The sequence below is a fragment of the Micromonospora sp. DT62 genome (assembly GCF_049847285.1).
Classification (GTDB): Bacteria; Actinomycetota; Actinomycetes; order Mycobacteriales; family Micromonosporaceae; genus Micromonospora; species Micromonospora reichwaldensis.
On sequence record NZ_JBNCOB010000023.1, the window covers coordinates 1 to 13896 of the forward strand.

Here is a 13896-nt window from a genome sequence, read left to right on the forward strand (position 1 = left end):
TCGCCGTCCGCTACGAAGCCACCGTGCACATCGCCGCGATCAACGAGTGGCTGTAACCGACTTCGACACAGGCCCTAGCGGCCCTCCCAGCGCGGGCCTTCACCCCCGGCCTGAAGGCCGGAGCACTGGCCCGCATCCCGGTAGCCGGTGGGGCCTCCCCTCCGGACCGTCACCAACGGCCCGGAAGGGGACGACGCGTCAACCGTTCAGTGCCCGCTGGATCTGCGCGACCAGCACCCCGCAGGCGTACCGGTCCGCGGCGCCGACCATGCCGACGATGGTCGCCGGCAGCGGGCCGTTGTCCGTCTCCGCCGGGTCGTGGTGCATCAACGCGACGAACTGCCCCCGGTCGATGAACGGGGCGAGGATCGGCTCGGCGTCGACGCCGGGAGCCAGCGAGAAGAACGTCGTCATGGCGCACGGGTGCTGCCCCAGCAGCGAACTGCGGTGCAGCAGCGAGGTGGTGGCCCCACTGACCCGGAAGTTCGGGTCGATGACCCGCAGGGCGCCGTCCCGGCCGATCCCGGCGTCGAAGGAGCAGTACCCCCGGTACCCGAGGGCACTGGCCTTTCGGACCCCTACGGTCAGCGCTTCGATCAGTTCCGCCGGCGGCTGGTCGTCGTCCATCACACAACCGACCCACGTCGAAGTGGGCTGCGGCAGGTGTACGGACGCACCGAGGTAGTGCACCGCTCCGCTCTCCGTCACGCCGAACTGGACACCCCAGATCGTCCGGAAGGGCACCTCCTCCTCGACGATCCACCGATCGCTCACCTGTTCCAGCTGGTTGAACAGGGACCGGTGCCGCCGGTCCTGCAACCGCCTCGTGAAGATCGCGATTCCGCTGTACACCTCGACGCCGGCCGGTTTGACCACCGCCGGCCGCCGGTCCTGTTGCACGATGCGGCGTACCTCGGCGGGGGTGGCGACCTGGCGACGGGGCAGGTATTCCGGCGCGATCAGTGTTTCCAGGGTGGCCTTGTTGTTGAGGCGGGCGAGCAGGTCCGGGGCGACCCGGGCGCGCGCGGCCCGCAACTGCGGATCGTGCGGGGGGAACTGGAACTCCAGCGTCTCGCCCTGCTCGGCGGCGTCCCGGGCGAACTGCACCGCCTGCGCACCGGAGCGGAACTCGCGCAGGTCGCTGGGCGTCTTGAGACCGCACCGACTGAGCAGGCGCAGCGACTTGTCCGCGCTGGAGCCGGTGCTGCAAATGGCCGCCGACTGGTGCGGAAGGGTCAGGTGGAGACCGGTGATCATGTCCAGCCCGTTGTACAGGGCGGCGCCCGCGCCGGCGAGATAGCGGCTGCCGACGGTCGTCACCGGATCTGGTGGCCGGGCCAGCACCACCCCGTCGTGAGCGAACACCTGTACCTGGATAGGTCCGTCCATTGAATCTCCTGACATGCCGGCCCACAAAGGGCCTCGGGGTGGCACGGAGTCCGGGTGCGCAACGACCACGAACTGCGGAGAACGTGGACGGTCGCGGGCGCTCCCGGTCCTGATGAGGCCGCTCGGCCACGAGAGTCGGGCGTACCGCGTGCACCGACCGGACGGTCTCTGGCGAGAGCGGCCAGGTAGCGGGCTGGCTTGTGGTCAGCGCTGCGTTCGGCGAGGTGCACACCAACAGGCGGTGGCTGAATGTGCCAGTCACCGACTAGGTCATGATCGGCAAAGCATAGTCGATCCTCATTTTTGTGGGATGGGCCGGTCAGCCGACCGCGGGCGGCCCTTTCCGCCGCCAGGATCGCCAATTCTCCGATTCGCACCCTGGACCTGGGCTGACCGAATAGCCTTTTTCGACTTAGCCCGCGGGATCATTCTCCGTCGAAACCCGGACATTCATGCATCGACCCTGCCGGAGGGTGCCAACCATCCACTATAGAAAAGATATAGCCGCGGGTGTTAATGCCAAAAAATTCGCGGCAATGGCCGCGATCCTGATCGATCATGATCAGAGAACACCACGCTGACCAGCGCAAATTGCCGATCCGACGGCGAGGACAGAACGCGGACCGGTGGTCGGTCATTACTCCGGACGTATCCTCGGCGGTCCCCGGCCGGAATCTCCGGCCGTCACCCTAGGGGTCGACGTGCGCATCTCTAGGGGTGTACGCCACTCCATCGTGCTTCGTAGGGTCGGGCCCCATCGGTTCGTCGTTCCCTTTCATTGCACCGGGCGGGGGACAAATGTGGGTGCGCGGCGCCCCGGACGGACGGGAGGCGCCGGTGATCGGATCGGGCACCGACCTGCTCCTTTCGATCGACGACGTGGTGGCGATCCGGAGTTCGGACGGTGACCCCGTCCTGGTCGCACCGCATGTCCGCGCCCGGCCACCCGAGTCGGCCGCGGTGCCCGCGAACCGCCCCTGCCGCGCCGACCGGAATGCGCCCGGTGGTGCGGTACCGAGGCTTCGTGCCTTCCGGTCACCCCCTCTCGATCGGAGGTTGAGCTGATGTCTGTCGGGTTCGATGGTGCGCGGACCGTGGACGGCGCGGTCGACGCCGACACACTGGACCTGGTGGGGGACCTGCGCCGGCCGACGGTGTGGCCGGCCCGGGCCGCCTCGGTGCATCGGGTGCTGCCCGCCTGGCCGCCGAACGACGGGCCGGGCGGCGACGTCGTGGTGGCGGGGGTCGTGGCGGTGCTGGCCCGTTGGACGGCCCAGGAGCAGGTGGTGGTGGTCCTGTCGTCCGGTGGCGGCGGTTCGGTGCTGCGGGTGGACGTGGCGGGTGATCCGGGTTTCGCCGAGCTGGTGACGCGGGTGCGCTCGGCGCTGGCGGCGCCGGTGGCCGTGGGCCGGGAGCCGGTGGGCCCGGTGGTGCTGGTGCTGGTGGACGCTCCGGTGGCGGACGCGGGGCCGGCCACGGTGGACGTCGACCTGGTGATCGGTGTGGCCTCGGACGGGTCGGCGCTGCGGGTGGACTACGCGGCGGAGGGTTACTCGGCGCAGTGGGTGCGGGGCCTGGTGGACCAGGTCGTGGTGCTGGTCTCCGCCGGGTTGGCGGGGCCGGAGGTGGGGTTGTCGGCGTTGCCGTTGGTGGGCGATGCGGAGCGGGAGCGGTTGCTGGAGTGGGGTCGGGGCCCGGTGCGTGAGGTGCCGGGTCGGCCGATCCACGAGCTGGTGCTGGAGTGGGCGCGGCGCACGCCGGAGGCGGTGGCGGGCGTCGCCGACGGTGAGGTGCTGACGTACGGGGAACTGGATCGCCGGTCGGCCGCGCTGGCGGCGTATCTGCGGTCGGTGGGCGTGGGCGCGGGTGACGTGGTGTCGCTGGCGTTGGAACGCGGGCTGTGGTCGTTGGTGGCGACGACGGGCGTGTTGCGGGCGGGCGCGGCGTACACGCCGATGGACGTGTCGTGGCCGGTGGAGCGGATGCGGGTGTTGTTGGCCGACCACGGCGCGCGGGTGGTGTTGACCGTCGGTGCCGTGGCGTCCCGGGTTCCCGGTGGCGGCGGGGTGTCGGTGGTGGCGTTGGATGACGACTGGCCGGTGGTGCAGGCGTGTGAGCCGGTGGACCTGCCGGTGGTGCCGGCGTCCGCGCCGGCGTTTGTGATCTACACGTCGGGTTCGACGGGCACGCCGAAGGGTGTCGTGCTGACGCACGAGAGGCTGACGAACTTCCTGGCGTGGATGACCGACGAGTGCGCCATCGGCCCCGACAGCCGGATGCTGCATTCGGCGGCACCGGTCTTCGACGCCGCCTTCGGGGAGATCTTCGCGACGCTCACCGGTGGTGGCCGCGTCGTCGTCTGCTCCCGCGACGACCTGCTCGACGCGCGCCGCCTCACCGACCTCATCAACCGGCACGACGTCACGCACACGTTCGGACCGGCCACCAACATCGCCCCGCTCGATCCGGCCGCCTGCCCGGGTCTGCGCTGCATCATCTTCGGCGGCGAGGCCGTCCCGCCGCAGCTGGCCCAGCGGTGGTTGACGGCGGGCACGCGGGTGGTGAACGCGTACGGGCCGGCGGAGATCGCCGTGGCGTGCACGTGGTTCGACGCGTCGGCGGGTTGGGGCGGCGCGTACGTGCCCATCGGCTGGCCCATGCCCAACCGGCAGATCCGCGTCGTCGACGCCAACCTCGACCTCGTCCCCGCGGGCGTACCCGGCGAGATCCTCATCACCGGCTTCGGGGTCGCCGACGGCTACCTCAACCGTCCCGAACTCACCGCCGAACGCTTCGTCACCGACCCGTACGGCGGCGGGATCGCCTACCGCAGCGGCGACCTCGGACGGTGGAACAGCACCGGCGCGCTGGAGATCCTCGGCCGGATGGACCACCAGGTCAAGGTCAACGGCATCCGCATCGAACTCGGCGAGATCGAGGCCACCCTCGCCCAACACCCCGACGTCGGTGCCGCCGTCGTCACCCGACGCGAGGACAACGGCACCGCCCGACTCGTCGCCTACGTCACCGGGCGCAACGGCCGTACCCCCGCCGTCGGCGACCTGCGCGCACACGCCGCCAGCGTGCTCCCGACCTACATGGTCCCCGCCGTCGTCATGGTCCTCGACCGTTTCCCCGTCGGCGGCACCGGCAAGGTCGACCGGCGGGCCCTGCCCGCACCCGACACCCAACGCCCCGACCTCGGGGTGGAGTTCGTCGAGCCGGCGACGAACGAGGAGCGCCTCGTCGCCGCGGTGTTCGCGACCGTCCTCGGCATCGACCGGGTCGGCACCCGCGACAGCTTCTTCGACCTGGGTGGCACGTCGTTGCAGTCGGCGGCGGTGGCGACGCGCATCGACGAGGCCGCCGACGTCGTCGTGCCCGTCTCACAGATCCACCGCACCCCCACCCCGCAGGCGCTGGCCCACTGGCTGACCACCGCGCCCCGCCGTACGGACGCCGGCTCGACCGCCGGGCAGGCCCGTCAGCGTCCCGGCCCGGTTCCGCTCGCGCAGCAGGTCGCGAAGTGCCTGATGTCGCCGCTGGAGGTCGTCGTCCCGGTCACCTGGTGGATCGAGGGTGAGCTGGACCTGCGCGCGCTGATGGCGGCGCTGGGCGACGTGCACCGCCGGCACGAGGCCCTGCACGCCCGCTACCGGCGGACGGCTCCTCCGGTGGCGCTCGTCCCGCCGAACCCGGCAATGCCGCAGCTGCGGCTGCTCACCGACGCCGCCAGCGAGCAGGAGGCCCTGGACCAGCTCGCCGAGGCGGTCCAGCAGCCGCTCGACTACACCCAGGGCCGCGTCTGGCGGGCCGCCCTGATCCGGGAGAAGTCGACCGGGCGGGTCCTGTTCGGTGTGGGCATCCACCACATCGCCTTCGACGGCTGGTCGTACGCGCTGCTGGTGCGGGACCTGAGCCACGCCTACGCGGCGCGGCTGTCGGGCGCGGCCCCCGTCTGGGCGCGGCTGGCGCCGACGCTGCGCCAGTCGTACGAGGAGTACGCCCGGCTGCGCGACGCCACCGACCTCGACGCGCAGCGGGCCTACTGGCGCGAGCAACTGCGCGGCCTGCCCCGCCAGGGCCGGGGCGACGGCACGGCACCGCTGGAGCAGGCGCTGGCGTGGGGTCCGAAGGCCGGGCACATCGTCACCGTCACGCCGGAGGTCATGCAGCGCTGGGACCGGGCCGCCCGGGAGCAACGGTTCAGCCGGGCCAGCTACTTCGTGGCGGCGTTCGCCTCCGCGCTGCGCGCCGTCCACCAGCAGGACGACATCGGCCTGCTGATGGTCGTTGCCAAGCGGGGCAGCCGCGTCCTCGACTCCGCCTTCACCACCCGGCTGAACCTCAACTGCGTCCGGGTGCGCTTCGACGGGCCGGAGGACGACAAACTCGTCCTGCGGGTCAACGAGACGATCAGCGACCTCATGCGGGCCCAGGACGTCCCCTTCGCGGAGACCGCCGACGACCCCGCCGCCGGGCTCTCCGGCGAGGTGGTCGCCAGCCTGCCGACCTTCGTGTTCCAGGACAACGTGGTGCTTCCGCTGGAACTGCCCGGCTGCCGGGCCGAGGAGGTCGTCGACCCGTACGCCCGGGAGGTGCCCAACGGGCTCACGGTCGAGGTGCTTCCCCGCGCCGACCACGCCCTCCTGCGCGTCACGATCCGCACCGACTACCTGCCGTACAGCTTCGCCGAGGAGCTGAACGGGCACATGCTGCGCTTCCTGGAAGCCGGGCCGGCGGGCTCCCCCACCGCCGGTTGACCGTCCCCCCGTACACATCGGGCTGCTTGTCATGGCCGTGGGCGCGCGGGCCGCGTCCCCGGAGTTCGTGGTTCTTCCCCCGGCGGACGCCCGCAGGCGACGCCGGGCCTGATCGGAGGTTGACTGATGTCTGTCGGGTTCGTTGGTGGTCGTGCCCAGGCCACGGATGTCGCCGGGCCCGACTTCGAGGTCCTCGACCTGATGGGTGACCTGCGCCGGCCGACGGCGTGGCCGGCCCGGGCGGCCTCGGAGTTCCGGGCGGTGGACCTGCCCGGCCTGGCGGGCGCGAGCTCCCCCGGCGCGGTGGTGCTGGCCGGCGTCCTGGGAGTGCTGGCCCGGTACACCGCCCAGGCCGAGGTGGTGGTGGGGCTGTCGTCGGGTGGTGTGCTGCGGGTCGACGTCGCGGACGACCCGGGCTTCGGGGAGCTGTCGTCGCGGGTGGCCGCGGCGCTGGCCCAGCCGGTCGCGCGGCACTTGGGCGCGGTGGGTCCGGTGGTGGTCGGGCTGGTGGACGCTCCGGTGGCCGAGGTGGGACCGGACGCGGTGGACGTGGACGTGGTGGTGACCGTCGCGGGCGACGGGTCGGCGGTACGGGTGGACTACGCGGCGGACGGGTTCTCGACCCAGTGGGCGCGGGGCCTGGTGGACCAGGCGCTGCTGTTGGCGTCCGCCGGGTCGGCGGAGCCGGGGACCGGCCTGTCGGGGTTGCCGCTGGTCGGGGACGCCGAGCGGGAGCGGCTGCTGGCCTGGGGGCGGGGCCCGGTGCGTGAGGTGCCGGACCGGCCGATCCACGAGCTGGTGCTGGAGTGGGCGCGGCGCACGCCGGAGGCGGTGGCGGGTGTCGCTGGCGGTGAGGTGCTGACGTACGCGGAGTTGGACCGCCGCTCGGGGGCGCTGGCCGGGTATCTGCGGTCGCTGGGTGTGCGCGCCGGTGACGTGGTGTCGCTGGCGTTGGACCGCAGTTTGTGGACGTTGATCGCCACCATGGGCGTGCTGCGCGCGGGGGCGGCGTACACGCCGATGGACGTGTCGTGGCCGGCGGAGCGGATGCGCGTGCTGCTGGCCGACCACGGCGCACGGGTCGTGCTCACCGTCGGCGAGGTCGCCCCACGCGTCCCCCGACCCGACGGCGTGCGGGTCGTCGCCCTCGACGCCGACTGGCCCGCCGTGGCGGCGGCCGAACCCGTCGACCTGCCGGTCGTCGAGGCGTCCGCGCCGGCGTTCGTGATCTACACGTCCGGCTCCACGGGCACGCCGAAGGGCGTCGTGCTGACCCACGACATGCTGACGAACTTCCTCACCTGGATGCGCGAGGAATGCGCGGTGGGCCCGGACAGCCGGATGCTGCACTGCTGCGCGCCGGTCTTCGACGTCGCCCTGGGCGAGATCTACACCGCGCTGACCTCCGGCGCCCGCGTCGTGGTCAGCTCCCGCGACGACCTCCTCGACGCGCGCCGCCTCACCGACCTGATCGCGAAGGAGCAGGCGACCCACGCGTTCTGCCCGCCCACCAACCTCGCCGCCGTCGACCCGGCCGACTGCCCGAGCATGTCGTGCGTGACCCTCGCCGGGGAACCGATCCCGCCCCGCATGGCCCAGCGGTGGATGGCCGCCGGCGCCCGCCTCGTCAACGCGTACGGGCCCGCCGAGGCATCCGTCGCGTGCACCTGGTTCGACGCGTCGGCCGGCTGGGCCGGCGCGTACGTGCCGATCGGCTGGCCCATGCCGAACCGCCAGATCCGCGTCGTCGACGCCAACCTCGACCTCGTCCCCATGGGCGTCCCCGGCGAAATCCTCATCACCGGCGCCGGAGTCGCCGACAGCTACCTCAACCGACCCGAACTCACCGCCCAACGGTTCGTCACCGACCCGTACGGCGGCGGGACCGCCTACCGCACCGGCGACCTGGGCCGGTGGAACTCCACCGGAGCACTCGAGATCCTCGGCCGGATGGACCACCAGGTCAAGGTCAACGGCATCCGCATCGAGCTCGGCGAGATCGAGGCCGTCCTCGCACAACACCCCGACGTCGGCACCGCCGTCGTCACCCGCCGCGAGGACCACGGCACCGCCCGGCTGGTCGGCTACGTCACCGGGCGCGAGGGTCGCCTCCCCGTCACCGCCGAGCTACGGGAGCACGCCGCCGCCGTGCTCCCGCCCTACATGGTCCCCGCCGTGATCATGGTCCTCGACCGGTTCCCCGTCGGCGGCACCGGCAAGATCGACCGACGGGCGCTACCCGCACCCGACGCGCAACGCCCCGACCTCGACGTGGCGTACACCGAACCGGAGACCGACTCCGAACGCCTCGTCGCGGGGGTCTTCGCGGCGGTGCTCGGGCTGGACCGGGTCGGCGCGCGCGACGGCTTCTTCCACCTCGGCGGCACGTCGTTGCAGTCGGCGGCGGTGGCGGCGGGCATCGACGAGGCCGCCGACGTCGTCGTACCCGTCTCGCAGATCCACCGCACCCCCACACCGCAGGGGTTGGCCCGGTGGCTGGCGACCGCGCCCCGGCGCCCCAAGGCCGAACCGGAGGCGCCCGTCACCGGTCGTGCCGGCCCGTCGAAGCCCGTCCCGCTGACCCTCTCGGTCGCCAAGTGCGTCTGGCTCCCCTTCGAACTGGTCTGCCCGACCACCTGGTGGATCGAGGGTGAGCTGGACCTGCGGGCGCTGATGGCGGCGCTCGGCGACGTGCACCGCCGGCACGAGGCCCTGCACGCCCGCTACCGCCGCGTCGACCCGCCGGTGGCGCTCATCCCGCCGAACCCGGGCATGCCGCAACTGCGACTGCTCACCGACGCCGCCACCGAACAAGACGCCCTCGACCAGCTCGCCGAGGCCGTACAGCAACCCCTCGACTACACCCAGGGCCGCAACTGGCGCGCCGCCCTGATCCGCAACAAGGCCACGAACCGGATCCTGTTCGGCATCGGCATCCACCACATCGCCTTCGACGGCTGGTCACACGCGCTGCTCGTGCGCGACCTCAGCCACGCCTACGCCGCCCGGGTGTCGGGCGCGGCCCCCGTCTGGGCGCGGCCCGCGCCGACGCTGCGCCAGTCGTACGAGGAGTACACCCGGCTACGCGACGCCGCCGACCTCGAAGCCCAGCGGACCTACTGGCGCGAACAACTGCGCGGACTGCCCCGCCAGGGCAAGGCCCAACCCCAGGCGCCCCTGGAGCAGGCGCTGGCGTGGGGCCCCAAGGCCGGGCACATCGTCACCGTCACCCCCGAGGTCATGCAACGCTGGGACCGGGCGGCGCGGGAACAGCGGTTCAGCCGGTCCAGCTACTTCGTCGCCGCGTACGCCTCCGCGCTGCGCGCCATCCACCAGCAGGACGACATCGGCCTGTTGATGATCGTGGCCAGGCGCGGCAGCCGCATCCTCGACTCCGCCTTCACCACCCGGATCAACTCGAACTGCGTCCGGGTCCGGTTCCGGCCCGAGGAGGACCTGCTCCGCAACGTCCAGCAGACCGTCGACGAGTTGATGGCCGCCCAGGACATCCCCTTCTCGGAGACCGCCGCCGACCCGGCCGTCGGCCTGCCTGGCGAGGTGGTCGCCAGCATCCCCGGCTTCGCCTACCAGGACAACGTGGTCCTCCCGCTGGACCTGCCCGGCTGCCGGACCGAGGAGGTCGTCGAGCCGTACGCGCGGGAGGTGATGAGCGGACTGACCGTCGAGGCGATCCCCCGGGACACCGACGCCCTGCTGCGCATCACCATCCGCACCGACCTGATCCCGCTCACCCTCGCCGAGGAGCTGGGCGCCCACATGCTCCGCTTCCTCGAATCGGGGCCCGCCCCGGCTCCCGGCACCGCCTGAACGCCCGTACGGCACGCCCGTTCCTGGTTTACCTGACCGGCCGTACCCCCTGCGGGTGGCGCCGGTCCTGATCGGAGGTTGACCCATGTCCGTCGGGCTCGTCGGCGCCCAGGCCCCGACCGCGGGTGTCGCCGGGCCCGACTTCGAGGCCCTCGACCTGATGGGGGACCTGCGCCGGCCCCTGGTCTGGCCGGCGCGGGCGGCGTCGGCACCACGGACCCTGGAGCTGCCCGACCCGGCGGGCCCGGAGCCGGCCGGGCTGGTGGTGCTGGCGGGCCTCGTCGGGGTGCTGGCCCGCTACACCGGTCAGGAGGAGGTGGCGCTCGGCCTCTCCTCGGGCGGAGCGGTGCTGCGGGTGGGCGTGGCGGACGATCCGGCGTTCGGTGAGCTGGTGAACCGGGTGGGCGCGGCGTGGGCCGCGCCGGTGGCGGGTGCGGGTGTGGTGGGTCCGGTGGCGGTGGGCCTGGTCGACGGCCCGGTGCCCGGCGTGGGCCCGGAGACGGTGGACGTCGACCTGGTGGTGACCGTGGCCTCGGACGGGTCCGGGCTGCGGGTGGACCACGCGGCGGAGGGCTTCTCCGCGGACTGGGTGCGGGGCCTGCTGGACCAGACCGTGACGCTGCTGTCGGCCGGCGTGCGGAAACCCGAGGCCCCGCTGTCCGCGCTGCCGCTGCTGGGCGCGGCCGAGCGGGAGCGGCTGCTCGCGTGGGGCCGGGGTCCGGTGCGCCCGGTGCCGGCCGAGCCGCTGCACGAGCTGGTGCTGGAGTGGGCGCGCCGCACGCCGGACGCGGTCGCGGGCGTCGCCGACGGCGAGGTCGTCACGTACGGGGAGCTGGCACGCCGTTCGGAGCTGCTCGCCCGCTACCTGCGCTCCGCCGGTGTCGGCGTCGGTGACGTGGTGTCGCTGGCGCTGGACCGTGGCATGTGGACCCTCGTCGCCACCCTGGCCGTGCTGCGGGCGGGGGCGGCGTACACGCCGATGGACGTGTCCTGGCCGGCGGAGCGGATGCGGCTGCTGCTGGCCGACCACGGCGCGCGGGTCGTGCTCACCGTCGCCGAGGTCGCCCCACGCATCCCTCGCCCGGACGGCGTACGGGTGGTCGCCCTGGACGACGACTGGCCGACCGTGGCGGCGGCCGAAGCGGGCGAGCTGCCGATCGTGGACGTCTCCCGGCCGGCGTTCGTGATCTACACGTCCGGCTCCACGGGCACGCCGAAGGGCGTCGTGCTGACCCACGACATGCTGACGAACTTCCTCACCTGGATGCGCGAGGAGTGCGCGGTGGGCCCGGACAGCCGGATGCTGCACTGCTGCGCGCCGGTCTTCGACGTCGCCCTGGGCGAGATCTACACCGCGCTGACCTCCGGCGCCCGCGTCGTGGTCAGCTCCCGCGACGACCTCCTCGACGCGCGCCGCCTCACCGACCTGATCGCGAAGGAACAGGCGACCCACGCGTTCTGCCCGCCCACCAACCTCGCCGCCGTCGACCCGGCCGACTGCCCGAGCATGTCGTGCGTGACCCTCGCCGGGGAACCGATCCCGCCCCGCATGGCCCAGCGGTGGATGGCCGCCGGCGCCCGCCTCGTCAACGCGTACGGGCCCGCCGAGGCGGCCGTGGCGTGCACCTGGTTCGACGCGTCGGCCGGCTGGCCCGGCGCGTACGTGCCAATCGGCTGGCCCATGCCGAACCGCCAGATCCGCGTCGTCGACGCCAACCTCGACCTCGTCCCCATGGGCGTCCCCGGCGAAATCCTCATCACCGGCGCCGGAGTCGCCGACAGCTACCTCAACCGACCCGAACTCACCGCCCAACGCTTCGTCACCGACCCGTACGGCGGCGGCACCGCCTACCGCACCGGCGACCTGGGCCGGTGGAACTCCACCGGAGCACTCGAGATCCTCGGCCGGATGGACCACCAGGTCAAGGTCAACGGCATCCGCATCGAACTCGGCGAGATCGAGGCCGTCCTCGCACAACACCCCGACGTCGGCACCGCCGTCGTCACCCGCCGCGAGGACCACGGCACCGCCCGGCTGGTCGGCTACGTCACCGGCCGCGACGGCCGGAAGCCGGCCGTGACCGAGCTGCGGGAGCACGCCTCGGGCGTGCTGCCCCCGTACATGGTCCCCGCCGTGATCATGGTCCTCGACCGGTTCCCCGTCGGCGGCACCGGCAAGATCGACAGGCGGGCGCTGCCGGAGCCGGGCCCGCAGCGCCCCGACCTCGGCGTGGACTACGTCGAGGCCGCCACCGACGAGGAACGTCTCGTGGCCGGAGTGTTCGCGACCGTCCTCGGCATCGACCGGGTCGGCACGCGGGACAGCTTCTTCGCCCTCGGCGGCACCTCCCTGCAGTCCGCCGCCGTCGCCGCCGCCGTCGACGAGGCCGCCGACGTCGTCGTACCCGTCTCGCAGATCCACCGCACGCCCACCCCGCACGGCCTGGCGCACTGGCTCACCACCGCGCCCCGCCGCCCCCCGGCCGAACCGGAACCGCCCGTCACCGGCCGCCCCGGCCCGGCCGGGCCCGTCCCGCTGACCCTGTCGGTCAGCAAGTTCGTCTGGCTCCCCTTCGACCTGGTCTGCCCGACCACCTGGTGGATCGAGGGCGACCTGGACCTGCGCGCGCTGATGGCGGCGCTCGGCGACGTGCACCGCCGGCACGAGGCGCTGTACGCCCGCTACCGGCGGGTGGACCCGCCCGTGGCCGTCGTCCCGCCGAAGCCGGGCATGCCGCAACTGCGGCTGCTCACCGACGCCACCAGCGAGCAGGAGGCCCTCGACCAGCTCGCCGAGGCCGTGCAGCAGCCGCTGGACTACACCCAGGGCCGCAACTGGCGGGCCGCGCTCATCCGCAACAAGACCACGAAGCGGATCCTGTTCGGCGTCGGCATCCACCACATCGCCTTCGACGGGTGGTCACACGCGCTGCTCGTGCGCGACCTCGGCCACGCCTACGCCGCCCGCCTGGCCGGCCGGGCGCCCGGCTGGGACCGTCCCGCGCCCACGCTGCGCCAGTTCCACGACGAGCACACCCGCCTGCGGGCCGCCACCGACCTCGACGCGCAGCGGGACTACTGGCGCGAAGAGTTGCGCGGCCTCGCCCGCCAGGGCGAGGGCCGGCCGCAGTCGCTGCTGGAGCAGACCCCGACCTGGGGCCCCCGGACCGGGCACATCGTCACCGTCCCTCCCGAGGTGCTGGACCGCTGGGACCGGGCCACCCGCGAACGGCGGTTCAGCCGCTCCACCTACTTCGCCGCCGCCTACGCCTCGGCGCTGCGCACCATCCACCAGCAGGACGACATCGCCCTGCTGATGATCGTCGCCCAGCGCGGCAGCCGGATCCTCGACTCCACCTTCACGAGCAGGATCACCTCCACCTGCCTGCGGGTCCGCTTCGACGGGCCGGAGAAGGACCTGATCCGGGCGGTCCAGCGCACCGCGGACGGGCTGATGGCCGCCCAGGACGTCTCCTTCGTGGAGATGACCGTCGACCCGGTCCTCGGCATGTCCCGCGAGGTGGCCAACAGCATGCCCTCGTTCGCCTACCAGGACAACGTGGTGCTGCCGCTGGAACTGCCCGGCTGCCGGACCGAGGAGGTCGTCGACCCGTACGCCCGGGAGTGGTCGGGTTCCTGCGTCGCCGAGGTGCTGCCCGGCGACGGGGGCGCCCTCCTGCGCGTCACCATCCGCACCGACCTGGTCCCGGCCCCCATCGCCGAGATCCTGGCCACCGCCATGCTGCGCTTCCTGGAAGCCGGACCCGAGGCCGTCGACGGAGCGCACTGAGAGCACCCCTATCGGCGTGTATCGCCACGGCTGCGCCGGGGCTAGCATCACGCTGTCGATGATGATCTATAGCCCGCCCCGGCGGGCCAGTCGGAGGTGATTTCCCTGCGCCGCGTAACGCAGACC

The 13896-nt window shown here is 72.9% G+C and carries 4 protein-coding genes; 3 read left to right on the forward strand and 1 reads right to left on the reverse strand.

What is annotated here, in order from left to right; all coding sequences use genetic code 11:
- Positions 1 to 198: 198 nt before the first annotated feature.
- Positions 199 to 1365, reverse strand: a complete 1167-nt coding sequence (locus tag ACPXCB_RS25095; RefSeq protein ID WP_425877993.1) for an ATP-grasp domain-containing protein — start codon at positions 1363 to 1365, stop codon at positions 199 to 201.
- 1088 nt (positions 1366 to 2453) lie between these two features.
- Here ACPXCB_RS25095 and ACPXCB_RS25100 point away from each other — a divergent pair.
- The 3 genes from ACPXCB_RS25100 (at position 2454) to ACPXCB_RS25110 (ending at position 13770) form a co-directional block, all read left to right on the forward strand.
- Positions 2454 to 6152 (forward strand): non-ribosomal peptide synthetase, encoded by a 3699-nt coding sequence (locus tag ACPXCB_RS25100; RefSeq protein ID WP_425877994.1) that lies wholly within the window; start codon positions 2454 to 2456, stop codon positions 6150 to 6152.
- Between the two features lie 126 nt (positions 6153 to 6278).
- Positions 6279 to 9980, forward strand: coding sequence for a non-ribosomal peptide synthetase (locus tag ACPXCB_RS25105; RefSeq protein WP_425877996.1), 3702 nt, complete (start codon positions 6279 to 6281; stop codon positions 9978 to 9980).
- An 85-nt stretch (positions 9981 to 10065) separates the two neighbouring features.
- Entirely contained in the window at positions 10066 to 13770 is a 3705-nt protein-coding gene (locus tag ACPXCB_RS25110) for a non-ribosomal peptide synthetase (protein ID WP_425877997.1), read from the forward strand.
- Positions 13771 to 13896 lie beyond the last annotated feature (126 nt).

Excerpts from the sequence above, each read along its gene's own strand:
- ACPXCB_RS25100 (WP_425877994.1), top strand. The coding sequence starts at position 2,454 with ATGTCTGTCGGGTTCGATGGTGCGCGGACCGTGGACGGCGCGGTCGAC.
- ACPXCB_RS25105 (WP_425877996.1), top strand. The coding sequence starts at position 6,279 with ATGTCTGTCGGGTTCGTTGGTGGTCGTGCCCAGGCCACGGATGTCGCC.
- ACPXCB_RS25110 (WP_425877997.1), top strand. The coding sequence starts at position 10,066 with ATGTCCGTCGGGCTCGTCGGCGCCCAGGCCCCGACCGCGGGTGTCGCC.